We start from the raw sequence: 23,866 nt of genomic DNA, 5'->3' as shown, positions 1-23,866 counted from the left end.
TACTTAATCGTTTACTTACAGGTGTTCGGCGAGCGTGGGGGCGATCGAGACGGTATCGACGCCCCGCTCGATGGTGTCGGTGCCGTAGATCGCTTCGACACCGGCTCGAGAGAGCTTCGTGACGGCATCGCGGGCCAACAGCGGGTGAACGCAGGTGACGAACAGGCGGCCGGCGTCGCGATCGCAGAGGACGCTGACGGCCTCGCTCATCGTCGATCCCGTCGCGATGATGTCGTCGACGACGACGACGTCGCGGCCGGCCACGTCGACGTCGCTTGGCGAGATTTCGACCTCGGTGCCGGAGTGGCGGGTCTTCTCGAAGTAGTCGGTTTCGCCCGTCCCGTAGGCGTCGCGGGCCGTCTCGGCCAACTCGATCGCGCCGGCATCGGGCGAGAGAAAGACGGGTTCGGTGAGGTCGTCGGGAAGGGGATCGGCCAGCCGGCCCGCCGCATCGACGGCCGTCGCGGTCGGCTCGAAGAACTCGCAGACGGCGGTCTCGTGGGGGTTGACGGTCAGGACGCGGTCGCTCCCGGTCGAAATCGCGCGGGCGACCGCTCGCGCGGAGACGGGATGGCCCGGCTCGAAGGCCGCGTCCTGACGGCCGTATCCCATGTACGGCAGGACGGTGACGACCTCTTCGACGCCGGCCTCGCGGACGGCGTCCTGTAACTGGAGCAGCTCGAGGTGGGCGTCGCTCGAGACGGTCGAGGCGACGATCACGGCTCGATCGGGGTCGGCCTCGGCAACGCCGGGGGCGGCCGCGAGCAGTTCGCCGTCGGGAAAGCGGTCGTACTCGACGGCGGCGAGCGGTTCCTCGAGTTCGCGTGCCAGCGCCGCGGCCAGGGCCTGCGACGCGGATCCGCTGACGATCATAGTCGGTTCGACAGCGCGGGGGCTAAACCAGTTTTCGTTCTGGACCCACACCCTTGCTCGGGCAGGCGTGAGCGCGGCCGGCGGGGCCTGTCACGCGTCGGTGTCGTCGACGCTCGGATCGCCGGTGCCACACGGTCCGCCGGTCGTATCGCTCAGGAGCGTCAGTTCCCCGTTCCGATCGATCCGAACGAAGAGGTTCAGACACGACGGGTCGTTCCAGTCCGCCGGCGTGACTTCGACCGGCTCGCCCTGATCGAGCCGCGTCGTCACGCGGAACTGCCCCGACTCGGTCGGCCAGTTTCGATCGAGGGTCGTCCCGCCGCCGGCCTCGAGTTCCTCGGTCGCCCAGTCCTCGATTTCCCGGTCGAATTCGACGATGATGTCGACCGTGTGGGCATCGCCGTCTAGGTTGTCGACGGTGATCTCGCCGAGGATCGTTCCGTCGACGGTTTCGCTTTCGGTTTCCCCGTCGACGGGGTCGTCGGTCCCGCCGTCCCCGGATCCGTCACCGTTCCCGTCGTCGCCGTCGTCACCGCCCATGCAGCCGGCGACCGCGCCGGTGAGGGTAGTACCGCTTACGGCTAGCAGTTTCCGTCGTGGTAGCTCTCCCATATATCCCGTGGGTAGCAGCCCACGTAATTAAACCTCCGTCAGACGCGGATCGGCGGTCTCCCGCTATCGCACGGCCAGCCCGGTCACGTCTCGGACCCCGATCGGGTGCGGTCGCCACCCGTCCTCGGCGGCCGCTAGGAAGGTTCCGTCCTCGGTCACGGCGTAGACCGTCTCGCCGTAGCCGACGTCGACGATCGGTTCGCTCGCGTCCGGGAGCGCGTCCCACTTGTCGTCGCCGGCGTAGCCGTATACTTCCTCGCTCGCGACTGCGTGTGCGCGCGTCAGCGTCCCCTGTTCCGATCGGGGGTCCGCCGAGACGGCATCGAACGGTCCCTCGCGGATCGCCATCCACCCGTTGCCCAGTTTGTATAGGCCCTCGGCGGTGGCCGCGAGCGGGACGCCGGCGGCCGAGACGTCTCGTACGTCGGTCAGACCGGCGTGGTCGAGTCCGCCGTCGTGGATCCGATAGACGCCGTCTTCCGTTCCGACGAGATCGCCGTCGATCGCCCGTACCGACGCGACGGTCTCGTCCGTGAGCGTGGTCCACTCCGTGGCCCCTGCCGGCCGGCGGGCGACCCGACCATCGGGACTGGCCGCGAGCAGCTCGCCGCCGTCGGCACCGACGGCGACCGCCGGGCCGAACCCGGTTTCGGCGAACGACTCCTCGCCCCCGTCTCCGTCCTCGAGCGGGGCCACCCGGACGTCCTCGTCGGTCGCGATCGCGACGCTCTCGTCGGTCGTCGCGACGCCTCGAGCCTCGCAGCGTTCGCAGAGACCGAACTCGCCGACGGTGTCGCCGGCGACGCGGACCCGAACGACACCGAACGCGCTCGCGACATAGGCGGTGATCGCGCCCTCTCGGTCGCCGTAGACGCGTTTCTCCTCGATCGAGTGCATACGTGACCGTGGACGGGACGGGCCGAAAACGTTCCGTCCCGGGGCCGTCTTCGGGAGCGGTTTGCGGAATCACTATGGGGCGGCCCCGCCGATTAACGCGTAATGGAGATATTCGGATCGAGCGGGACGCGGGGCGTCGCCAACGAGGAGTTGACGCCCGCGTTCGTCCTCCGCGTCGCGAAGGCGGCGGGGACGATCTGGGCCGAGGACGCCGGCGCGGAGCGGGTCGGGATCGCTCGCGACACCCGCTACACCGGCCGCATGCTGGCCGATGCGGCCGCCAGTGGGTTAGCGAGCATCGGCATCGACGTCGACCGACTGGGGATCGTTCCTACCCCTGGCGCACAGACCTACGCCGAACACGAGGCGGTCCCGGTGATCGTCGTCACGGCCTCGCACAACCCGCCCCAGTACAACGGGATCAAACTCGTCGGGGCCGACGGCGTCGAACTCTCGGTCGCGACCCTCGAGACCATCGAGGACCGACTGCTGACCGAATCGTTCACCGCGGCCGCCTGGGACGAGACGGGCCGGGTCCGCGAGATCGACGGCGTTCGCCGGGCCTACGTCGAGGGGTTGCTCGCGGCCGCCGACCGCCAGCCGATCGCCGACGCGGACCTGACCGTCGCGTTGGATCCCGGCCACGGCGCGGGCGCGCTGACCAGCCCCGAGTTCTTCCGGGAACTGGGCTGTCGGGTCGTTACCGTCAACGGCCAGCCGGACGGCCACTTCCCCGGTCGTGACCCCGAACCCGTCCCCGACAACCTCGCCGACCTGGGCCGGCTCGTCCGATCGACCGACGCCGACGTCGGGATCGCCCACGATGGCGACGCCGACCGGGCCATCTTCTTCGACGAGGACGGCGAGTACGTCGAGGGCGACGCCACCCTCGCGGCGCTTGCCGCCGCCGAACTCGAGGCCGGCGACACGACCGTCTCGGCGGTCAACGTCTCCCAGCGGCTCGTCGACGTCGTGAACGAGGTCGGGGCCGACCTCGAACTCACCCCGATCGGTTCGACGAACATCATCACCCGCATCCGCGAACTCGAGGAGTCGGGCGAGCGGGTCCCGATCGCCGGCGAGGGCAACGGCGGGATCTTCTTCCCGAACTACCGGCTCTCGCGGGACGGGGCCTTCACCGCGGCCCGATTCCTCGAGTTAGTCGCCGAGCGGCCGGTCAGCGAAATCGTCGCACCCTACGACGGCTACGTCAACGTCCGGCGCAACCTCGAGTACGAGTCGACGGCGGAACGCGACGCGATGCTCGATGCGGCCGCCAACCAGGCCAAAGCGGCCGACGCGGACCTCAACACTCGAGACGGCTACCGGCTGGATTACGGCGACGCGTGGGTGCTGGCCCGCCCCTCCGGCACCGAGCCGCTCGTCCGGATCTACGCCGAGGCCCGCGAGGGCGACCGCGCCGAGGAACTCGTCGCGGACATGTACGACGCGCTGGCCGACGCGAAGGCCGACGCCTGAACCCGGTTTCTATCGTCCGCTCGAGCGGCCTAACTGTTCAGTACAGGCCACGCAGGTCTCGAAGTAGTAATTAGCTCCACCCTCTATTAACAGAAGGCATATATTATAGAAATACTATACATTATCTATGAATGATGATCAGTATTTGCTGTTAACAGCACATCTCCGTTCGATTCGTTCGGCTATCGTTGCCTTAGCGTTTGCAGTTCTTGCTGTTGTGACTATTATAAGTGGAGACAAATCGTGGACAGTATATCTGATTTTCATTAGTATCGCTATTTGTCTGTATTCTTTCCTGCAAACTGCTGATAATTCGTAGCTCAATCTATCGTGTTCCATACGCATCTGTACTGAACAGCGCGACCGACTCAGGGAACAATCGTTACCGGAACCTCGGCCCGCCGCGTGACCGCCTCCGCGACGCTGCCCAACAACAGCCGCGAGACGCCCGCCTTCCCCTCGCTGCCCATCACGATCGCGTCGACGCCGGCCTCGTCGACGTACTCGAGGATCGCCTCGGCCGTCCCACCACCCTCGACGACGGCCGTCTCGAGCGACCGGCCGCGGTCGTCGGCGATCGCCCGCGCGTCGGCGAAGAAATCCGGCTCGTCGGCCCCCGAAACGATGCCCTCGTAGTCGGCCGTGAGGTCGTCGACCGCGTGGACGACCGTCACGCGGTCGGCCGGCACCCACTCGAGGGCGTGGTCCAGCGCCGCCCGCGCGGGTTCGGAGTCGTCCATCGGAACGAGGACGTGTCTGCCCATACGCGTCGTTCGGCTGGCGGCGGCTAAAGTACGGGGGGCGGCTCGAGGGGGGCGCGCCGACGCGGAGACTCGCGTCCGGTCGACGCCTCAGACCGGGTCCTCGGTTTCGAGCGCGTCCTCGAGCCGCTCGCGTTCGTCCCGCAACTCCTCGAGTTCGGCTTCGACGCGGCCGTCGGTCAGCCGTCGGCGCTGGTCGGCCGAGAGCTGTGTGACCGCCTGGGCGGCCGTCTGGAGCCGATCGTAGTCGGGATCGGTCGCGAGCAGCCGGACCTCGCGGAGGTTCGCCACGACGTCCTCGTCGGCGATCCGGGCGACGAAGGGGCGATACTCCCGCGCCCGGCGGCGCAGTGCGCCGGCCGGTTCGGGCGGCCAGTCGACCGTCAGCGGTTCGGCGTCGATCCCGTCGAGAAACGTCTGCTGGGTCGCCACGTTGCGCTTGAGTTCGTCCGCGCTGTCGACGTAATGAGAGAGCTTCGACCGGGAGTAGTCGGCGTACTCGAGCAGTTCGGGGATCGTGTACTCGCCGGCGTCGTTCCCGCGGACGTACCGCGACAGGTCCGCCGGTGGCCGCTCGTAGCCCACGAACGGGTACCACCGACTCCGCTCGAGCAGGTCGAACACCTCGCGAGCGCTCGCCTCGAGCCGGTACTCGCGGAACGCCTCGCGGACGGCCTCATTGTAGCGCTCGATCGGCTCGCGGAGTCGCTCGACGGGGGCGTCTAAGTCGGCGGTCGCGAGTTCGAGCAGGCGCTTGCGGTCGTCGATCTCGTCCTCGACGGTCCGGAGGCGCTTGCTCGCGGTCTTCCGAGCCTCGGCCAACTCCGCGCGAGCGCTCTCGCGGTCGTCGAGCAAATCGGCGTACTCGGCGGCGGGTTCGAGGGCCTCGCGGGCCCGTTCGAAGTCCGACTCGCTGAGCCGGCGCTTGTCGATCGCCTCGAGGGCGTCCTCGAAGGCCTCGTGTTCGGGCAGGTCCTCGGAGAGTCCGGAGACGAGCCCGTCGAACTTCCCCTCGAGTTCGATGTAGGCCTGGAAGTTCTCCTTGCCGGTGCCGGTCGCGCGGTCGACGTAGTCCTCGAGCAGGGTCTCGGCCCGCCGATAGGCCGTCGCGACCTCGTCGACCGTTTCTTCGTCGTGGTCGGCGATGCGGTCCTCGATCGTCTCGAGACGGTTCCGGGCGGCCTCGAGTTCCTCGAGCGGGGTCGGCCCGTCGTCGCTCCCTGCGGTAGCGCCTGCGCGCGCGTCGGAGGGCGGAGCGCGTTCGCTCATCCTATTCGTAGACGGCATCGGGGTCGAACACTTGTTCGCCGACGTTTTTCCCCTCGATCGTCCGGTAGAAGCACGACCGGTGGCCGGTGTGACACGCCCCGCCCTCCTGGTCGACCAGATAGAGCAGCGTGTCGGCGTCGCAGTCGACGCGGACCTCCCTGACGGACTGGACGTGGCCGCTGGTTGCGCCCTTTTCCCACAACTCCTCGCGGCTCCGCGAGTAGTAGTGGGCCCGGCCCGTCTCGCGGGTCCGCTCTAAGGCCTCCGGCGAGACGTACGCGAGCATGAGTACCTCACCGGAGTCGGCGTCCTGTGCCACGGCGGGGACGAGTCCGTCCTCGCCGAAGTCGACCGAAACTGCCTCGTCCATACTCGCGGTATCGGTCGTCCGAGCGATAGGTCTTTTGCCGCGACTCGGTCGTCGCAAGCGCGTCGAAAAATGATCCCCTAGCGTCCCTGCCAACTCCAGCGGCCGACGACGACAAGCGCGACCGCGACCGCCAGCAGGCCGACCGTGATGGCGACCGTCGACGCCGCTTCGGCCAGTCCTGGAGCCAGCAGCAGGCCGACCACCAGGAACAACAGCCCGAAGATCGAGACCAGCGAGACGCCGATCCCCTCCCGGATACCCCATCTCGTGTCGGCAGCGTCCTCGCGGGCGCTGTCGGTCGGCTGCTGTACGGTCCCGCGATCCTGAATTGTCATGTCGTTCGCCTCCGCTAGAACTGAGGCTCCCGACGGGGATAAAGCGCGTTCACGAGCGGCTGGACTGTCCGTGTGGTGGAGGGATCAGGTTCGCTCGAGCGTGAGTGTCCGGCCTCTAGTAGCGGACGGTACTGCTACTACGGTGCTTTTAGTAAGATACGGCACTAAGAGTACAACTAAGAATGAGTGGTAATACAACTAGTCCAGAGGTAGTACGCGTTTCGCAGAAGGGGCAGGCAACCATCCCGAAGGCGTTACGTGAGAAATTCGGTATCGAGACGCCTGGCGAGGTGTTCGTCTACGAGGAGAGTGATCGAATCGTCATCGAACCGGTTCCGTCACCGGACGAACTTCACGGAATCCACGCCGACGCACACGAATCCGGCTCGATTACCGAACGGATGCACGAACTCAAAGACGAAGACCGCCGCCGTGAGGCAGAGCGCTTCGAACGACTACGGCCCGATAGCGACGAATGACCGAGTGCTACGTTTTCGACACCGAAGCCATCATCGCATACTTCTACGGCGAACCCGGACACGAAGTCGTTGCAGACCTCCTTTTGGACGTTTTCGCCGGTGACGCGGACGGCTTTCTCGCGGACGCGAACGCCAGCGAAGTGTTCTATCTCGTCGCTCGGTTCGAGGGGGCCAACGACGGAACGCCGACCACCCATTCGTTTCGCGTCGCCGACCGCGATCTCCGTGCCCTCGAGCGACGCGGAGTGGCCGTCGCAACTCCCGACTGGCGACTCGTCGGGGAAGTAAAGGGCGACGGACGCATTTCGCTGGCCGACGCGGCCGCCGTTGCACTCGCGTCCGAACGCGACGCGACGCTCGTCGTCGGTGGCGATGACGATTTCGACGATCTCCCGCTCGAGGTGTCGTGCGAGCGGTTCCGTGACCACGGCGTATAGCCCTACTAGATCGGATCGGGAGGAACGCTCCGCCGGTCAGAATCGGTTCTACGCTTTGTCCGATCAGTTCTGGCCGTTCAGCGTGATGTCGTTGATCCCGATGATCCGCTCGTCGGACTCGAGTTCCTCCTTGGCCTCGACCGGGACCTCGCTGTCGACGTTGTAGACGGTCAGTGCCTCGCCGCCGATGGTCTCGCGGGCGTTGAACATGCCGGCGATGTTGACGTCGTACTCGCCCATCACGGAGCCGATCTGGCCGATGACGCCGGGTTCGTCGGTGTTGCGGGCGATGACCATCCGGCCGTGGGGGATGGCGTCGACGCGGTAGCCGTCCACGCGGACGATCCGGGGATCGTTGCCGGCGAACAGGGTTCCGTCGACGGAGACCTCGTCGTCGTCGTTGCTGACGGTCACGGAGATCAGGCTCTGGAAGTCCTCGGCCTGTCGCGTTTTCGATTCCGTCACATCGACGCCCCGATCCTCGGCGATCTGGGGTGCGTTGACGGCGTTGACCTGCCACTCGAGGGGCTGGAAGACGCCCTTGAGCGCCGAGGCGGTGACGAACTCGACGTCCTCGTCGGCGATCTCGCCCTCGTAGACGACTTCGACGTCCTCGATGCGGCCCTCGAGCAGTTGCGCGGCGACCTTGCCCGCGGTCTCGGCGATCTCGATGTAGGGCTCGACGCGGGGGAACGCGCTCTCGTCGATCGAGGGGGCGTTCAGGGCGTTCGCGACGGGTTCCTCGGCCAGTGCAGCGTTGACCTGACTGGCGGTCGAGGTGGCGACGTTCTCCTGAGCGGCCTCCGTCGAGGCACCCAGGTGGGGCGTGACGATGATCTCGTCGTGTTCTAGAAGCGGTGAGTCAGCGGACAGGGGCTCCTCGGCGAAGACGTCGATCGCCGCGCCGGCCAGCGTTCCGTCCTCGACCTTGGCGGCCAGCGCATCCTCGTCGACGACGCCCCCGCGGGCGCAGTTGACGAGGTAGCCGTCGCCCAGCAGATCGAGTTCGACCTCGCCGATCAGCCCCTCCGTCTCGGGGGTCAGCGGCGTGTGGACGGTCACGAAGTCGGCGGCCTCGAGACAGTCCTCGAACTCGACGAGTTCGGCACCGATGCGGTCGGCGCGCTCCTCGCTGATGTAGGGATCGTAGGCGACGATGTCCATGCCCAGCGAGTCGAGTTTCTTGGCGACCTCCTGGCCGACGCGGCCGAGGCCGACGACGCCCAAGGTCTTGCCGTCGAGTTCGGCTCCGAGATAGTCGCTTTTGGCCCACTCGCCGTTTTTCAGTCGGATGTGTGCCTGGGGAATCGAGCGAGCGGTCGCGAACGTCATCGCGACGGTGTGTTCGGCGGCCGCTCGAACGTTGCCCTCGGGGGCGTTGGCGACGATGACGCCGTTGTCCGTTGCGGCGTCGATGTCGATGTTGTCGACGCCGATGCCGGCCCGGCCGACGATGGCCAGCTCCTCGGCGGCCTCGAGGACCTCCTCGGTGACCTCGGTCCCGGAGCGAACGATCATGCCGTTGGCGTCCGAAACCGCCTCGAGGAGTGCCTCGCCCTCGAGTTCGTAGCCCGTTTCGACCTCGTGGCCGGCGTCTCTGAGTACGTCCAGACCCGCGTCCGCGATCGGATCCGTGACGAGAACCTTCATGCGCGAGACAACCGGGCGGAACACGTAAACCCTTCCGTTGTGGTCGGGGCCGGCAAAAAATACCGCTGTCTGTCCGCCCTCGTCGTCCCACCGACCGAGAATTACGGCCAAGAGTTATCAATCGACGGACGACAGTATGTACGTATGTACGACAAAATTCTGCTGCCGACCGACGCTGCGGAAGGAACGGAACTCGCGATCGAACACGCCGTCGCCGTCGCCGAGGACACCGGTGCGGACCTCCACCTGCTGTACGTCGTCGACAGCGACGTCTATAACTCCTACAGCGGGGACGAGTACGTCCACGAGTTCGAGAGCCTCGAGGCCGCGCTGGAACACGTCGGCGAGGAGGCCCTCGAGTCGGCCGCCGAAGCGGCCCGAGACGCGGGTCTCGAGCCCACGACGGTCGTCAGACACGGCCGCCCCCACGAACAGATCCTCGAGTACGCCGACGAGGCCGACGTCGACATGCTCGTAATGGGGTCGAAGGAACGGTCCGGCGACTACCGCCAGCTGCTCGGGAGCGTCACCGATCGCGTCGCGCGATTGGCCTCCCGTCCGGTGACGATCGTCAAGACCCCGGTCGAGGACGGCGAGTAGGATCGTTCGTTATTTCGCTCGCGGGAGGCGGACGACGACGCAACTCCCCGCGCCGTCGCGGGACGTGTAGTCGAGATAGCCCCCGTAGTCGTCGACGATGAGGCTGGCGAGCCACAGCCCCAGCCCGTTGCCGTGTCTGACCTGCGTGATCGGTTCGTCGTTGAAGATGCCGGCCCGCTCGGATGCGGGGATGCCGGGCCCGGTGTCGGCGATCCGAACGGCGACCGTTTCGGTGCTTTCGTCGACGCCGATTTCGACGGCCGGCTCGGCCGCGTCGGCGTGGACGATCGCGTTGTGGACGAGTTCCTCGAGAACGGTCGCGAGCCGATCGTCGCCGGCGACGACGGCGGCCGTCGCCCCGGTGATCGTGATCGTACTCGCGGGATGTCGGTCACGGAGGTCGTCGACGACCGTCTCGAGGACGTCACCGACGGCCACCGGCCGCCGCGGGCGACCGTCCTCGAGGGTCACGTCGGCGAGTTCCTTCGCCGACTCGTTGAGATCGATCAACGACGCGGCCGTCGCCGCGATTTCGGCCGCGTACTCGCGGTGGGTCTCGTCCTCGAGTTCCGCCAGCAGTGTCTCCGCGAACCCGCTGATGACGTTGAGTTCGTTGCGGAGGTTGTGCCGGAGCAGTCGGTGGAGGACTCGTAGGTGCTGTTCCCGGAGTTTCAGCGGCGTGATGTCCCGTCCCTCGGTGACGAGCAGCTGAATCTCGCCCCGTTCGTCGGTGATCGGCCGGATCGAAAAGTCGATGATCGCGGTTCGGTCGGCACCTCGGATCCGGAGTTCGTCCCGGAACAGCTCTCCGTCACCGGCGCGTTTGACGGCCTCGAGTGCGGTTTCGCGCGCCGCGTCGTCCAGTTGGAACCAGTAGGTGTCCCAGACCGGCTTGCCGACGACGTCGGTTCGTTCGACCCCGGCGAAGGAAAGCGCCGTCCGGTTGACTTCGAGGACGGTCCCGTCGGGCTCGAGGAGACCGGTGAACTGGTAGGTGTTGTTGAAGACGGCCTCGAAGCGGCGCTGTCGGGCCTTCCGGTCGGAGAGATCACGAAAGAGGCCGGTGAACAGCCGCTGGCCCTCGTGGGTGTGTTCCCGGAGGCTTACCAGCACGGGGACTTCGTGGCCGTCCTTGTGTAACGCGGGGAGTTCGATCCCGTCCCAGTCGATGTGTTTCTCGCCGGTTCGGAGATACTTCTCCAACCCGGCGGCGTGGGCGTCCTGCAGCCGTTCGGGGATCAATGTCATCTTCGAGGAGCCGATGAGTTCCGCGGGGCTGTAGCCGAGGATTTCCTCGATCGCGGGGTTGGCGAAGACGATGGTACTCTCTTCGTCGATGGTCAGCAACCCCTCGGAAGTGTTGGCGACCAACTGCCGGAAGAACTCGCCCTCCTCGAAGGGAAACAGCGGCGACTCGAGGTCGTCGGTCGAACTCGACCGCTCACGCGCCCGGTCGCCGTCGGTCACGCCAGGGAAACAGTGCGCTGAACCTATATAAACATCGGCCACCGGGCGGAAACGTGAGACGATCGTCGTCGGTTACCGAGCCGGTCCGGCCAGTCGCGAAACGGCGGCGACGGCGGCCCCGACCACGACCGCGAACGCGCTCACGCCGGCGGCGAGTCCCCTTTCCAAGGCGCGACGGCGATTCCCGTCGGCCGACCGCTCTCCGCTGGGTCGGCGTCGCTCTCGTTGGTGTCCGCGTCGCCGTCCGACCGGTCCCCTTCCTCGAGACTCGGCCCCTTCTCGTACTCGAAACATAGTATCCCCGACACATGCGCGATACTGTGGGCGGCTCGATACTACGTTTCGGTTCGGCTCTGGCTGAACGAACGGCAACTCTCGCGATGGGAAACCTGAACTGGTTTATCCCGGGACCGTCAACCGGCGAGCGATGACAGTCGTCGCTTTCGACTTCGACGGGACGCTTTCCGATTCCGAGATGACGGTCCTGCTGGGTGACCGCCGTGGCGTCGCCGCGGACATGGACGAGATCACCGAGCGTGCGATGAACGACGAGATCGAGTACGCCGAGAGCCTGCGCAAGCGCGCGGCCCTGCTCGAGGGACTGCCCGAAGCCGAGGCCGAGGCCGCTTTCGACGAGGTCGTCCTCCGCGAGGGCGCGGCCGACCTCATCGCCGAGTTGAACGACGCCGGCGTCACGACCGCCATCCTCACGGGTGGGTTCGAGCGCGGGGTCGCGGCCGCGTTGGAGCGCGAGGGCGTCTCGGTCGATCACATCGTCTCGAACCGGCTGCCGATGAAAGCGGGCGAGAGCGAGGCGACAGCCTCGGACAGTACGAGCGGCGATCAGCCGCGAGTACTCACCGGCGCGGTCGAGGGGCCGCTGATCGAGGGCACCAAGGACGATGCCCTCGCGGACCTCGCCGACGAGGTCGGCGTCGACCTCGCCGACACCGTCGCGGTCGGCGACGGGGCCAACGACCTGCCGATGCTCGAGGTCGCGGGGCTGGCGATCGGGTTCGAACCCAAGCCGGCGGTCGAACCCCACTGTGATACCGTTGTCTCGACGATGGCCGAGGCCCGCGAGACGCTCGTCGCGGACGGCGTCCTCGCCGACGAGTGACCGTCCCGTAATCGCCGGTTGTATCACTCGTCGATATTCGATCTCCGCCACTGGCCGTCTCCGTTCGCCGTTTTCGCTCGTCCTCTAGTGCGGCGTGAATCTCGGGTCTAACTGCCGATTTCCGCACCGAGGAAGTTATTAACTCGTGACCGAGTAAGTACTGATGATGATGTGGCAAGACCTCGTATTCATGCTCGGCAGCGGCCTCTCGATCGTCTTCCTCGCGCCCACCCTGCGCGACTCGAGCGCACGGGTTCCGCTGGGCACGAGTCTCCCGTCGATGGGGATCGGCTTCGTCTACGCGACGACGTTTTTCACGCTCGGGATGACTTTTTCGGCGATGGGCGCGTTCGCCGCCGGCTCGATGTGGTCGCTGATCGCGCTGTTCCGATCGCCCCAGGGCATCTCGATGAAGTTGTTCGCCCGGGAGAACCTCGCGCTGTTCGTCTCCGATCTCCAGTACTGGCTCGCGCGCCGCCGATCGGCCGATTCTCACGCTGAACAGTACCTCGCGCTCGAGCAGGGTCGCGAACAACAGTACTGACTCCTTCGACTATAGTCTCGTGCTGAACCCGCCATTCTACCATCCCACGGTCGTGACAGTCCGTTTGTGTTCGTCTCGACCGGGTGAGAAACCGATTGATTCGGTCTATTGAGCGAGTCGGCTCCGTGCGTCGATGCGGACCGATCGTTACTGGATCTTCGCCATCACCGTTTCGAGGGCGTCGCGGGGCTGGGTGAGCAGGCCGCCGACGGCACCAAGGATCGCCGGCACGATGATCCCAGCGAAGAGGAGCGCGTCGGTCATCGACGGACCGAATTTGGCGTTAGTGGTGACCGAATCGCCCGCGTCGTTGAGGTACTCGGTGACCTCAAGGCCCAGCACACCGCTGCCCTCGGAACCGATGAGGCTCGCGACGGTGGGCACTTCGGAGTAGCTGTGGCTCATCAGGAACGCCGCGATGGCGGCGAACGCAACGTAGGGGAGCGCGACGGTGACACCCGCCTTCGCGGCGTCGACGGTATCGTCGGCGTTGGTGTACTTGGCGACCGCGTACCCGGCAGCAACGATCCCCCCGACCGTCACGAGGAAGAGAAACAGCGCCGACAGGAAAAATGGGCTACCCGGGCCGCTGCCGAACGCGGCAGCGTGATTCGGGGCATCGCCGAGCGCCGCGGCTTCGCCGTCGACTTCGAATCCCGTCCCGAACACGCTGAGGTAACTCCACCCGGCAGCCTTCCAGGAAGGAACCATCTCCGTGATGACCAACGAGTCCTCACCCGTTCCGACCGCCTCGGCGATCGGCGATGACTGTGCCGTCGCGATCATCGTCAGGAGCAGGTGCGTGAGATACGTCGCGACGACGGCGATGGCCCCGAACACCGCCCCCTCTTTGACCGGCAGTTCGTTCCCGCTGCCCTGCGGGACCTGCCGCTGTACATCCGATTCATCCTCGTAATCGAGTTGCTTCCCGTCTGACATCACCAATACATCAGACAGACAGGTATTATAATTTACGGCACTGTTTCCCGCTGATACCGATATTGGCTGGCGAAATACCGTGTGAATCGTCCCAACTACCTGTCGACTTTCCGTCTGGTATCGGTGCTGGCACGATCTCACTCGGAAAACAGGCTCGTGTGGACCGGCGCGAACTCACCGGAGTCGTCGGACTCGGATTCCGGTTCGGTGTCGGTGATCGCCCGCCCCTCGAGCCCGCTTGCGAGCAGGTCCGACAGCGGCGGGCCGACCTTCTCGGGTTCGACGAGGAAGGCGTCGTGGCCGTGATCGGATTCGACGACGTGATGAGCGACGTCGACGTCGGCCGCGCGGGCGGCCTCGGCCAGCGCTTCGGCCTGCTCGGTGGTGAAGTGCCAGTCGCCGGTAAAGGAGAGCAAGAGGAGTTCGCCCTCGAAGGCCGCCAGCGCATCGGCGTCTCCCTCGTAGCCCGCCGACAGATCGAAGTCGTCCATCGCGCGGGTCATGTAGAGGTAGCTGTTGGCGTCGAACCGGTCGACGAACTTGTCGGCCTGATAGTCCAGATAGGACTCGACCTCCCGATACGGGAAGAAGGCGGCCGCGGGGTCTGGCTGTTCCTCGCGGACCGTCTCCCGGCCCGCCGACCGCCGGCCGAACTTCCGGCCCATCGAGGCCTTCGAGAGGTACATGATGTGGCCGATCTGGCGGGCTCGAGCCAGCCCCTCCTCGGGTTCGGCCCTCCCGTCGGACGAGTCCGACGACCCTCCGTTCGCGTCGCTCTCGGAGGCGCCGTAGTAGTGGCCGCCGTTCCAGTTGGGATCGCTCGTGATGGCCCGGCGGGCGACGGTATCGAGCGCGAGACACTGCGGATCGAGGCGGGCGGCGGTCGCGACCGCACCGGCGCGTTCGACGTCGTCCGGATAGCGCCGGAGCCAGTCCAGGACGTTCATCCCGCCGACGCTGCCGCCGACGACTGCGCGGAGCCGGCCGACGCCGAGTTCGTCGAGCAGTTTCCGCTGGGCGCGGGTCCAGTCGCCGACCGTGACCGGCGGGAAGTCGGTGCCGTAGGGTTTGCCCGTCTCGGGGTTCTCGCTGGCTGGGCCGGTCGTCCCGTAGCACGATCCCGGCACGTTCGCACAGACGACGTAGTACTCCGTCGTGTCGATGGCCTTCCCGGGGCCGACCACGTCGCCCCACCAGGCTCGGGCCTGTCCTGCGGTCTCGTCGCCGGCGTCCGGCCGGCGGGCGACGTGGGCGCTGCCGGTCAGCGCGTGACAGATCAGCACCGCGTTATCGCCGGTGAACTCGCCGTAGGTCTCGTAGGCCACCTCGAGGGTCGGGATCGACTCCCCCGAGAGGAACTGGAACTCCCCGAGGTCGGCCGTCTCTTTCGTCGTCACGCCGTCTCACCCGCCGCTTGCGTCGCGGCGGCGATCGCACTCTCGAGGTCCGCGAGGATGTCTTCGGGGTCCTCGATACCCACCGACATTCGGACCAGATCGTCGGTGACGCCGGCCTCCTCGCGCTCTTCGGGCGTGAGTTGGCCGTGGGTGGTGCTGGCTGGGTGGATCACCAGCGTCTTCGCGTCGCCGATGTTCGCGAGGAACGAGGCCAACTCGACGTTCTCGCAGAAGGCCTTGCCCGCCTCGTACCCCTTCTCGAGGCCGAACGCGACCATCCCGCCGTAGTCCTCGAGATATCGCTCGGCGTTGTCGTGGGTCGGGTGGTCCGCGAGGCCGGGATGGGTGACCCAGGCCACGTCCTCGTGATCGTCGAGGTAGTCGGCGACGATCCGGGCGTTCTCGCAGTGTTTCCCGACGCGCAGCGGCATCGACTCCAGTCCTTGCAGGGTCTGCCAGGCGTCGAACGGCGACTGCTGGTTGCCGAGGCTGCGCAGCGAGCGGAACCTGGCCGCGGCGGCGAAGGGAGCCTCGGGGAAGTCCCGCGAGAAGTCGACGTCGTGATAGGCATGGTTCTGGCCCGCGATCTCGTCGTAGCCGTGGTCGCCCCAGGGAAACGAGCCGCCATCGACGAGGACGCCGCCGACCGTGGTCCCGGAGCCGTGGAGCCACTTGGTCGTCGACTCCCAGACGACGTCGGCCCCGTGTTCCAGCGGGCGACACAGCGCCGGCGTCGCGAACGTATTATCGACGACGAGGGGGACGCCGTTGTCGTGGGCGATCTCGGCGACCCGTTCGAAGTCCGGCGTCACCAGCGAGGGGTTGCCGATCGTCTCGACGTGGACGAAAGCGGTGTCCTCGTCGATGGCCTCGGCGTAGGCGTCGTACTCGAGCGTGGGGACGAACGTCGGTTCGATGTCCCGCCGAGTTGCGGTTTTCGAGAAGTAGGCCGTCGTCCCGCCGTAGGTGTCGGTCGAACAGACCACGTTGTCGCCCGCCTCGGCGAGGATCAGGACGGCGGCGTCAAGGGCGGCCATGCCGCTGCCGGTCGCGACCGCGCCCGCACCCCCCTCGAGGTCGGCGAGGCGGTCCTCGAGCGTGGTGACCGTGGGGTTGGCCATCCGCGAGTAGATGTAGCCGTCGTCCTCGAGGGCGTATCGGTCGGCGGCGGTGTCGGCGTCCTCGAAGACGTAGGAGGTCGTCTGGTAGATCGGCGGTGCCATCGCACCGGTTTCCGGATCGGGAGACTGGCCGGCGTGGACGCTACGGGTGCCGAGCCCGCGCTCCTCGCCATCGGCGGTGTCACCGCCTCCATCCCGGGACACCTCCGGTGTCTCACCGTCGGCGTCGTACCCGTCGCTGGCGTCGTCGCTCATGTTTCATATGCATACTTCTCCACATTCATATGCACCGCAGTAACGGCAAAAATAGCAGCCTAGACATTCACATGCACGGGCTCCGTCGACGACTCCACGTCACCTGCAGGCTCAATCGCTATCCGCGGGGGCCGCTACCCTCGAGCCGTGCAGACAGTGTTTCACCTCATCGCCGACGAGTCGGCACAGCGAGCGACCGCACTCACGATCGCCCAGAACCTCACCGAGGACGACTCCGTCGATGTGGACGACATCGCTATCGTCGCACAGGCCGACGGCATCGAACCGTTGACGGCCGGCGGCGACGGCAGCGGAATGGTCGAATCGCTGCTCGAGACGGGTGTCGCGGTCAAGGCCTGCGGGAACACGCTGGACCTGAAAGACCTCGCGGAATCGGACCTCGTCGAGGGCGTCGAGACCGTCCCCTCGGGCGGCGGCGAACTCACGCGACTACAGAACGAAGGCTACGCTTATATTCGTCCGTAGCCCGCCTCCGCACGGCCTCGGCTCGGGCGTCGCTACGCGTGTTCGAGCGACTCGAGCATCGTCCGAACGGCCCCGGACTCGGTCTCGAACCCGTGAACCCGGGGGAAGACCGCGACGGGAATCACGAAATCGTCGCCGTGGGTCACCGGTTCGCCGACCAGCAGGAAGACCTCGAGCGATGCGCCGGCGCTGACGAGTCGTGCGCGCGCCTCGTACCGTGCGAGCGTCGTCTCGGTCCCCAGGACCGACACCGACTCCGATCCGACGCGCTCGACGTTCTCGAGTCGGTCGTATCGGTCCTGGAGCAACGCGACGAGTTCGTCCGTCGAGTAGTCACCGACGGGGTTGAACGTCTTCCCGAGGACCGACACCTGCGGCGTCGAGAGGACGGCGACGACCGCCGCCTGGACGCGCGTCAGTCCGACGGCAGCGAGTGAAATCGAGCGGTCGTACTCGGCGTACCAGTTCCGGGCCTCGATCGTCCGTTCGATCCCGAACCGGCTCACGGTCCGTTCGACGGGCACTTCCTCGACGGTGCGTTCCTCGTACCCGGTCTCCTCGAGCGCGGCCGGGGCGACGGTCGCCGCCTCCGAGGCCAGTTCGTCCTCGAGGACCCCGGCACAGCCGGCGACGGTCGCGGTCCCGGCGGTCATACCCGTGGCGAGCAGTCGGCGACGCGTGAGTGCCATCGATCGATACAGGTCGTTCGCCGACGAAAGCGCGTCGGTTTCGGCTACACGGGGGACGCGGCCGAAGGCGTCGTCGGAGACGGACGACTTGATACCCCCGTAGTACCAAGGGCCGCCCGTGCACTCGAGTGACCGTGATCGGGTCGTGCTGGCAGCCCTCGTCTTCGCAGTGATGTTCTCCCAGCTGCTGCTTTATCCGGGCGTCGCGACGCTCGTCGAGGCGCTGGGGGCCGACGCGGCGACGTCGGCGTTCGCGGCGACGCCACTCGACGCGAGCATGTGGTTCCTCGTGGCCGAGTTCGCCGCCTACGTCGGCTTCGTCGGCGTCTGGGGGGTCGCGAGCGACGCGACCGGACGACGGGTCCCGTTCATCGTCGCGGGCTCGTTCGCCGGCGCGGTCGGCTACGCGTCCCTCGCCGCGGTGCCGGCGGTCGGTTCGATTCCCTTCGAAGGCATCCTCGCCCTCCGGGTCCTCCAGGGTGCGATGACCATCGGCGCGTTCTCGCTGACGATGACCATGCTGATGGACCTCGAGGGGGGCCACGGACGAAACATGGGCGCGGCGGGGATCGCCATCGGGACCGGCGCGGCGCTGGGTGCGCCGATCGGCGGCCAGTTGACCGAGGTCGATCCGCTCGCGCCGCTGCTGGTCGCCGCCGGGCTCCTCGTCTGCGTCGGGGCGCTCGTGACCCGCGTCGAGGACCGAACGCCCGACCGTGGGCGGAGCGCTCGCGCCCTCGTCGACGGTCTCCGACGGCAACCGGTCCTGTCGATCCCGTACGCCTTCGGCTTCGTCGACCGGCTCACCGCGGGGTTTTTCGCGCTCGTCGGCACGCTGTACTTCCAGGAGACGTTCGGACTCGACGCCGGGGCGACCGGTCTCATGCTGGCGTGTTTCTTCGGTCCGTTCGCTCTGTTGCAGTACCCCATGGGCGCGCTCTCGGACCGGATCGGACGAACCGTCCCCATCGTCGTCGGCTCGGCCTGCTACGGCGGCGGCATCCTCCTCGTCGGGGCGTCCCCGTCGGTCGCCACCGCCGCCATCGCGATGATCGGCGTCGGGATCCTCGGTGCGCTCGTCTCCCCCGCGACGATGGCGCTGGTTACCGACCTCGCCGACGAGAGCGAACGCGGCGTCGCCATGGCCGGGTTCAACCTCGCCGGAAGCCTCGGCTTCCTCGGCGGCTTCCTTGTCGGCGGCACCGTCGCCAGCAACCACGGCTACGACCTGGCCTTCCTCGTCGTCGGCGGCTTCGAGATCGCGATCGCCGTCGTCACGATCCCGGCGTTTCTCCGGCTCTCGCTCGAGCCGACCGAGCGGTTGAGATTCGGCGACCGGGGCGACACCTGATGGCGGCGCAGGCCCGATGCCCTACGCCATCCGAAAATACATATATTGTGGCATGTATACTCATATCATTGTGGTAGGAGAAGGTATCAACTTTTATGCTCTCAGTCCCTATTCCCGGTGATGGCACGAGATAATCCGGTTTCACGGCGGACAGCGCTGAAGGTAACGGGCGCGGCGGCGACGACCGCGCTCCTCGCCGGTTGTAGCGGTGGCGACGACAGCGGCAACGGTAACGGCAACGGCGATGGTTCCGACGGATACGAGGCCGAAGCCGGCGAGGAGATCATGTTTAGCGGCGAGACCACCGAATGGACGGGCGTCAAGCCGTCCGACATCGAGGGCGAGTCCAACCCGACGATCATTCTGTCGGAGGGCGAGGAGTACACGTTCGGCTGGAGCGAGGGCAACGGCACACAACACAACATCGAGATCCGCGACAGCGACGGGAACGTCGTCAACGACCTCAAGACCGAACTGACTGCCGAGCCCGGCGAGGACCAGAAGCTGACCTTCGAGGCCTCCACGGAGATGGCAGTGTACCGCTGCAATCCCCACGCTGGGATGGAAGGCGAAATTAAGGTCGAATAATCGCGACGCCGACAGCGAATACCGCCGTTTGACTCAGTCGGCGGTAACCGCGATCTGGGTCGACTCTTGTCGTTCTCCGCTTCTCTTTGGATCTCGCCGCTCTCATCGACGGGTTTTTCGTCTGGATCTGTCGGAAAATCTTCGTATACTGACTGTCGTTTTAGCGTATGAACACTGATGGCGATCACACCCGTCGCCGGCTGCTTCGAGCGGCCGGACTGACGGTTGCGACCGGCGCACTTTCGGGTTGTCTGGACGAGAGTACGACCAACGCTGGTACCGACGGACCGACCGATGGCGAGGATGACGACGATGATTCTGGGAGCGGAGACGGGGCTGACGACGATGACAGGTCGAGCGCAGTCGGCGCTGACGGTGACGCAGCGTCGGACGACAACGACGGAACCATCGACGACGATTCGGATACTGATTCCGAGGCCGGAGAAACTGAACCGACCGAGACCGGTTGCGAGTACGAGATCAACCCGGAACGGAGATCCTGTTCAGCGGGGCGACCACCGAATGGGGCGGCCTCGAGCCGTCCGCGATCGATGGGGTAGCGAACCCGACATGTCTGTCATCCCCCTCCAGCGCCGGGATGCGGGGTAGTACCGAGGTCCGACCCGAGCAGTGACGCCGGCGGCGATCGGGCATCAAAAGTACCATACCGCCTCGTTCCGCAGTAGCCCGTATCAGGTGATATCCGTGACCGAAAAACGCGAATACACGGGCGACTACCCCGACAAGACGCTGTATATTCCGGGCCCGACCGAGGTGCGCGAGGACGTCATCGAGGCGATGTGCGAGCCGATGTTCGGCCATCGCATGGACCGGATGACCGACCTCTATACGACCATCGTCGAGGACACCAAGGAGTTCCTCGGTACCGACAACGAGGTCGTCATCCTGACGGGATCGGGCACGGAGTTCTGGGAGGCGTCGACGCTCAACCTCGTCGACGAGAACATCCTCGTCCCGACCTGTGGTAGCTTCAGCGAGCGCCACGCCAACGTGGCCGAGCGACTGGGCAAGAACGTCGACCGCCTCGAGTACGACTGGGGCCAAGCGATCAAACCCGCGGACATCCGCGAGGAACTCGAGGCAAGCGACAAACACTACGACGTCGTCGCGACCGTCATGAACGAGTCCTCGACGGGCGTGCGCAACCCCATCGAGGAGATCGGCGACGTCGTCGCCGAGTATCCGGACACCTACTTCGTCGTCGACGCCGTCTCCTCGCTGGGCGGGGACTACGTCGACATCGACGAACACAATATCGACGTCATCTTCGCGTCGACCCAGAAGGCGTTCGCGATGCCGCCGGGGCTGGCGGTCTGTGTCGTCAGTGACGAGGCCTACGAGCGCGAACTCGAGAAGGACTCCGCGTCGTGGTACGGTGGCTTCCAGCGGACGATCGACTACTACGAGCGGAAGGGCCAGACCCACTCGACGCCGGCGATCCCGATCATGCTCGCGTACCGGAAACAGATGAAACACATGCTCTCCGAGGGCCACGACGCCCGTGACGAGCGCCACCGCGAGATGGCCGAGTACACCCGCGAGTGGGCGCGCGACCACTTCGATATGTTCCCCGAGGACGGGTACGAGTCCCAGACCGTGAGTTGCATCGAGAACACGCAGGACATCGACGTCGCCGCGACGATCGAGGCCGTCTCCGAGGAGTACGACTTCGTCTTCTCGAACGGCTACGGCTCGCAACTCGGCGAGCAGACCTTCCGCATCGGCCACATGGGTGAACACGACCTCGAGTCGATCAAAGAGCTGACCGACGCGATCGAAGACGTCGCCGGGCTCTGAACCCGATTCGGGAACGTCGTTCGAACGGTCGTCACGCCCCCAGTCCCTATTCGCCGTCGGCGAGCAGCCGTCGAACCGCGGTCGCCGCGTCTTCGAACGCGTTGACATCCATCCCGTCAGTCGTCATGAGCGTGCCGGCATCGCCCTGTAGCACCCTGACGACGAACCCGTCGTCGTGGAACCGGACGGTGAACTCGTACGGTCCGATACCCGAGCCGTCCGTCGGGTCCGTGACCCTCGTCCGGACCGGACCCTCCGCGAACCCGACCCGCTCGAGTTCGACCAGCGTTCCCTTGACAGCTCGAGCAGCCTCCCGCGAGTCGTAGAGATCTTGCCGGAGGTAGAGAACGTCGAACGCCAACGGCGTGAAATACACGATGCTCCGGAGTGTATCGCCGAGGCCGGTGTGCGCGGCGCTTACGATTCCGGTAGCCAACTCCTCACTGATTTCTGTCCGGTACACTTCGTCGATCATCGAGTACTAGAGGCGACGAACGGTATCAAGCGTTTCGCTGCCGCTATCCCCGAAAATGACCGAATGAGCCCCGATTGACGTGATACGCCCCGACCGGAGGGCTTCCGATACGCATCGACGAGAGACGGACGGGGTCCCAAAACGTAGCGGAAACCTGCTCGAGTCCCACGAACCGCGCAGTCTCGGGGACGAGACCGTCCCTCGAGAGCCGAGGGGGCACGCAGCACAACGGTCCGCGCGACTTCGATTTCGTCTCTCTCCGTCGAGGGAGGCGAGGGTCAAGCAAACAGCCCCCAGAGCCACTCGAAAAAGCCCACGATCAGGTCCACGATCCGCTCGAGTATCGCCAGCGGCCCCCCGCCACCGAGGAGGCCGCCGTCGCCGGCGACCGTGGGGTCGGCACCGAGCGCCCGCGGGGCGTTGACGAGTCCGTCGCCCTCCGCACACGTGCCGAGTACCGTCTCCGCCGACTCGGTGAGGGCGGCGCTGACTGACGCGTTCGGTCCCGGTCCCGCCTCCTCGCGGGTCTCCCAGACGAGCGCCGCGACGCCGGTGACGAACGGACAGGCCATGCTCGTCCCGCTCGCCTGCGCGTACCGGTTGTCGACGGTCGTCGAGTTGACGTTCGTTCCCGGTGCCAGCAGGTCGACGGCCGATCCGACGCTACTGTAGGATGCCAGCCGGTCGTCCTCGTCCATCGCGGTAACCGCGACGACGTTCTCGTGGGTCGCCGGGAAGGTCATCGTCTCCGCGCCACAGGAGTTGGGCCCGTCGTTGCCCTCGTTGCCGGCCGCACAGAGCAGGAGGTGTCCCGCCGAGTGTGCTTTGTCGATGGCCCGAGCCAGCGAGGAACTCTCGGACTCACCGCCGAGGCTCATCGAGATCAGTTCGATGTCGTTCGACATGCACCAGTCGATCCCGGCGACCAGTTGGCTGTAGCGGCCGGAGCCGTCGTCGTTGAGGACCTTCACCGCGTGCAGGTTCACGTCGGGGGCGACGCCGACGACGCCGCGGTCGTTGTCCAGCGCGCCGACGATCCCGGCGACGTGTGTCCCGTGGCCGTGGCGATCCTCGTAGTCCCCGGGCGGCCCGTCGCCGGTGAAGTTCCGCCCGCCGGCGACCGACAGACTGCAGTGTCCTGACTGGATCCCCGTGTCGAGGATCCCCACGTCGACGCCCGCTCCGTTCGGGTCGACGCCGTCGGCACCGATGCGTTCTACCCCCCACGACGGTCGCTGGTCGGGGTGGGTGGCACAGTCGGAGCCGTCAGGGGGATTCAGGAGGTCCGGCAGGGACGGCGACCAGTCACCGGGGATTCCGGTCTCGTCGTCGTCTTCGACGAACGCTACCCGGTCGTCGCGACGCAACTCCTCTAGTCCGGCCGACGGGACCTCCGCGACCACGAACTCGAAGTTGTCGAACTCGAGGAGCGTGGTTCCGCCGACGGCATCGACGAGGTCGAATAGGTCGCCGAGTCCGTCGAGCAGCCCCGCTTCGGGGTGGACGAACACCCGCTCGGTGTCGGGTTCGAACTCCGTAGCCGACGCGGGCGTGCCGACCAGCCCGGCCACAGCACCGGCCCCGATACCGCCGAGTACTCGCCGCCGGCTGCATTTCATGCGCGGGTCGATGCACAACGACCGAATAAGTCTTCTGTGTCGGCCGACAGTCAGTCGGAGCGATCTGTCTCGTCCTTGAGCGGTATCGGTGCCGGCGATAGTGAATAGTGTCGGAAAGCGGAACTAACCCCACTCGTATCGTCGGCGAGTGAGCGGTGCGCGGTTCGGAACGAGCGGAGCGAGTGAGAACCGCGAGAACGTGAACGGGGAGCGTAGCGACCCGTGAGCGGTTCGG

General features: G+C 66.4%; 27 protein-coding genes. 11 read left to right on the top strand and 16 right to left on the bottom strand.

Annotated elements, in window-relative coordinates:
* Positions 1-15 precede the first annotated feature (15 nt).
* The 3 genes from ACERIM_RS08430 to ACERIM_RS08420 all read right to left on the bottom strand — a co-directional run bounded on the left by ACERIM_RS08430 (position 16) and on the right by ACERIM_RS08420 (position 2,382).
* The gene (locus ACERIM_RS08430) at positions 16-873 is read right to left on the bottom strand and encodes a ribose-phosphate diphosphokinase (protein ID WP_373632066.1); all 858 of its coding nucleotides are present in this window, start codon (positions 871-873) and stop codon (positions 16-18) included.
* Between the two features lie 90 nt (positions 874-963).
* Positions 964-1,485, bottom strand: a complete 522-nt coding sequence (locus ACERIM_RS08425) for a hypothetical protein (RefSeq protein WP_373632065.1) — start codon at positions 1,483-1,485, stop codon at positions 964-966.
* Between the two features lie 63 nt (positions 1,486-1,548).
* Positions 1,549-2,382, bottom strand: a complete 834-nt coding sequence (locus ACERIM_RS08420; protein ID WP_373632063.1) for a hypothetical protein — start codon at positions 2,380-2,382, stop codon at positions 1,549-1,551.
* Positions 2,383-2,484: 102 nt separating this feature from the next.
* On the opposite strand from ACERIM_RS08420, the gene glmM reads away from it, so the two are divergent.
* Entirely contained in the window at positions 2,485-3,861 is a 1,377-nt protein-coding gene (glmM, locus tag ACERIM_RS08415; protein ID WP_373632061.1) for a phosphoglucosamine mutase, read from the top strand.
* Positions 3,862-4,229: 368 nt separating this feature from the next.
* Here the strand turns inward: glmM and ACERIM_RS08410 are convergent, their stop codons facing one another.
* The 4 genes from ACERIM_RS08410 to ACERIM_RS08395 form a co-directional block, all read right to left on the bottom strand.
* Positions 4,230-4,625, bottom strand: coding sequence for a universal stress protein (locus ACERIM_RS08410; protein ID WP_373632059.1), 396 nt, complete (start codon positions 4,623-4,625; stop codon positions 4,230-4,232).
* Between the two features lie 87 nt (positions 4,626-4,712).
* On the bottom strand, positions 4,713-5,891 hold the full coding sequence (locus ACERIM_RS08405; protein ID WP_373632057.1) for a hypothetical protein: 1,179 nt from the start codon (positions 5,889-5,891) through the stop codon (positions 4,713-4,715).
* Between the two features lies 1 nt (position 5,892).
* The gene (gene hisI, locus ACERIM_RS08400) at positions 5,893-6,261 is read right to left on the bottom strand and encodes a phosphoribosyl-AMP cyclohydrolase (RefSeq protein WP_373632055.1); all 369 of its coding nucleotides are present in this window, start codon (positions 6,259-6,261) and stop codon (positions 5,893-5,895) included.
* Between the two features lie 77 nt (positions 6,262-6,338).
* The gene (locus tag ACERIM_RS08395; protein WP_066300240.1) at positions 6,339-6,596 is read right to left on the bottom strand and encodes a hypothetical protein; all 258 of its coding nucleotides are present in this window, start codon (positions 6,594-6,596) and stop codon (positions 6,339-6,341) included.
* Positions 6,597-6,778: 182 nt separating this feature from the next.
* Here ACERIM_RS08395 and ACERIM_RS08390 point away from each other — a divergent pair, with 182 nt between their 5' ends.
* Both ACERIM_RS08390 and ACERIM_RS08385 read left to right on the top strand, forming a co-directional pair.
* Positions 6,779-7,075 (top strand): AbrB/MazE/SpoVT family DNA-binding domain-containing protein, encoded by a 297-nt coding sequence (locus ACERIM_RS08390; protein ID WP_373632053.1) that lies wholly within the window; start codon positions 6,779-6,781, stop codon positions 7,073-7,075.
* Positions 7,072-7,512 (top strand): PIN domain-containing protein, encoded by a 441-nt coding sequence (locus ACERIM_RS08385; RefSeq protein WP_373632052.1) that lies wholly within the window; start codon positions 7,072-7,074, stop codon positions 7,510-7,512. The genes ACERIM_RS08390 and ACERIM_RS08385 overlap by 4 nt, the downstream gene beginning before the upstream one ends.
* Positions 7,513-7,575: 63 nt before the next feature.
* Here the strand turns inward: ACERIM_RS08385 and serA are convergent, their stop codons facing one another.
* Entirely contained in the window at positions 7,576-9,162 is a 1,587-nt protein-coding gene (serA, locus tag ACERIM_RS08380; protein WP_373632050.1) for a phosphoglycerate dehydrogenase, read from the bottom strand.
* Between the two features lie 144 nt (positions 9,163-9,306).
* Here serA and ACERIM_RS08375 point away from each other — a divergent pair, with 144 nt between their 5' ends.
* Entirely contained in the window at positions 9,307-9,762 is a 456-nt protein-coding gene (locus tag ACERIM_RS08375) for a universal stress protein (protein ID WP_006183188.1), read from the top strand.
* A 9-nt stretch (positions 9,763-9,771) separates the two neighbouring features.
* Here the strand turns inward: ACERIM_RS08375 and ACERIM_RS08370 are convergent, their stop codons facing one another.
* Together ACERIM_RS08370 and ACERIM_RS08365 are read right to left on the bottom strand one after the other, a co-directional pair.
* Entirely contained in the window at positions 9,772-11,229 is a 1,458-nt protein-coding gene (locus tag ACERIM_RS08370; protein WP_373632047.1) for a PAS domain S-box protein, read from the bottom strand.
* Positions 11,230-11,369: 140 nt separating this feature from the next.
* Positions 11,370-11,537 carry a hypothetical protein gene (locus ACERIM_RS08365; RefSeq protein ID WP_373632046.1) on the bottom strand — a complete coding sequence of 56 codons (168 nt, stop codon included), beginning with the start codon at positions 11,535-11,537 and terminating at the stop codon, positions 11,370-11,372.
* A 119-nt stretch (positions 11,538-11,656) separates the two neighbouring features.
* On the opposite strand from ACERIM_RS08365, the gene ACERIM_RS08360 reads away from it, so the two are divergent.
* Positions 11,657-12,349, top strand: coding sequence for an HAD family phosphatase (locus ACERIM_RS08360; RefSeq protein WP_049965194.1), 693 nt, complete (start codon positions 11,657-11,659; stop codon positions 12,347-12,349).
* A 166-nt stretch (positions 12,350-12,515) separates the two neighbouring features.
* Positions 12,516-12,893 (top strand): hypothetical protein, encoded by a 378-nt coding sequence (locus ACERIM_RS08355; RefSeq protein ID WP_049905506.1) that lies wholly within the window; start codon positions 12,516-12,518, stop codon positions 12,891-12,893.
* Positions 12,894-13,040: 147 nt separating this feature from the next.
* On the opposite strand, the gene ACERIM_RS08350 is transcribed toward ACERIM_RS08355, so the two are convergent.
* From ACERIM_RS08350 to ACERIM_RS08340, 3 genes are all read right to left on the bottom strand, one after another.
* Positions 13,041-13,832, bottom strand: a complete 792-nt coding sequence (locus ACERIM_RS08350; protein ID WP_373632045.1) for a hypothetical protein — start codon at positions 13,830-13,832, stop codon at positions 13,041-13,043.
* A 137-nt stretch (positions 13,833-13,969) separates the two neighbouring features.
* Positions 13,970-15,229, bottom strand: coding sequence for a homoserine O-acetyltransferase (gene metX / locus ACERIM_RS08345; RefSeq protein ID WP_373632043.1), 1,260 nt, complete (start codon positions 15,227-15,229; stop codon positions 13,970-13,972).
* Positions 15,226-16,605, bottom strand: coding sequence for an O-acetylhomoserine aminocarboxypropyltransferase/cysteine synthase family protein (locus ACERIM_RS08340; protein WP_373632041.1), 1,380 nt, complete (start codon positions 16,603-16,605; stop codon positions 15,226-15,228). Before ACERIM_RS08340 ends, metX begins: the two co-directional genes overlap by 4 nt.
* Positions 16,606-16,752: 147 nt before the next feature.
* Here ACERIM_RS08340 and ACERIM_RS08335 point away from each other — a divergent pair, with 147 nt between their 5' ends.
* Positions 16,753-17,091, top strand: a complete 339-nt coding sequence (locus ACERIM_RS08335; RefSeq protein WP_049905497.1) for a DsrE family protein — start codon at positions 16,753-16,755, stop codon at positions 17,089-17,091.
* 32 nt (positions 17,092-17,123) lie between these two features.
* Here the strand turns inward: ACERIM_RS08335 and ACERIM_RS08330 are convergent, their stop codons facing one another.
* Positions 17,124-17,780, bottom strand: coding sequence for a DUF6517 family protein (locus tag ACERIM_RS08330; RefSeq protein ID WP_006648548.1), 657 nt, complete (start codon positions 17,778-17,780; stop codon positions 17,124-17,126).
* A gap of 118 nt (positions 17,781-17,898) precedes the next feature.
* Here ACERIM_RS08330 and ACERIM_RS08325 point away from each other — a divergent pair, with 118 nt between their 5' ends.
* The 4 genes from ACERIM_RS08325 to ACERIM_RS08310 all read left to right on the top strand — a co-directional run bounded on the left by ACERIM_RS08325 (position 17,899) and on the right by ACERIM_RS08310 (position 21,537).
* Complete coding sequence (locus tag ACERIM_RS08325; protein WP_373632038.1) at positions 17,899-19,131, top strand: MFS transporter; 1,233 nt, start codon at positions 17,899-17,901, stop codon at positions 19,129-19,131.
* A 120-nt stretch (positions 19,132-19,251) separates the two neighbouring features.
* Complete coding sequence (locus ACERIM_RS08320; protein WP_373632037.1) at positions 19,252-19,719, top strand: plastocyanin/azurin family copper-binding protein; 468 nt, start codon at positions 19,252-19,254, stop codon at positions 19,717-19,719.
* A 167-nt stretch (positions 19,720-19,886) separates the two neighbouring features.
* Positions 19,887-20,279, top strand: coding sequence for a hypothetical protein (locus tag ACERIM_RS08315; RefSeq protein ID WP_373632035.1), 393 nt, complete (start codon positions 19,887-19,889; stop codon positions 20,277-20,279).
* A gap of 145 nt (positions 20,280-20,424) precedes the next feature.
* Positions 20,425-21,537 carry an alanine--glyoxylate aminotransferase family protein gene (locus ACERIM_RS08310; RefSeq protein ID WP_373632033.1) on the top strand — a complete coding sequence of 371 codons (1,113 nt, stop codon included), beginning with the start codon at positions 20,425-20,427 and terminating at the stop codon, positions 21,535-21,537.
* A 46-nt stretch (positions 21,538-21,583) separates the two neighbouring features.
* Here the strand turns inward: ACERIM_RS08310 and ACERIM_RS08305 are convergent, their stop codons facing one another.
* Together ACERIM_RS08305 and ACERIM_RS08300 are read right to left on the bottom strand one after the other, a co-directional pair.
* The gene (locus ACERIM_RS08305; protein WP_373632031.1) at positions 21,584-22,012 is read right to left on the bottom strand and encodes a hypothetical protein; all 429 of its coding nucleotides are present in this window, start codon (positions 22,010-22,012) and stop codon (positions 21,584-21,586) included.
* A gap of 278 nt (positions 22,013-22,290) precedes the next feature.
* Positions 22,291-23,631 carry a S8 family peptidase gene (locus ACERIM_RS08300; protein ID WP_373632030.1) on the bottom strand — a complete coding sequence of 447 codons (1,341 nt, stop codon included), beginning with the start codon at positions 23,629-23,631 and terminating at the stop codon, positions 22,291-22,293.
* Positions 23,632-23,866 lie beyond the last annotated feature (235 nt).

It is taken from the genome of Natrinema sp. H-ect1 (genome assembly GCF_041821105.1).
In the GTDB taxonomy this organism is placed as follows: Archaea; Halobacteriota; Halobacteria; order Halobacteriales; family Natrialbaceae; genus Natrinema; species Natrinema thermotolerans.
The sequence above is the reverse complement of the archived record's forward strand: the minus strand, read 5'-3'. Positions and strand labels throughout refer to the sequence as shown.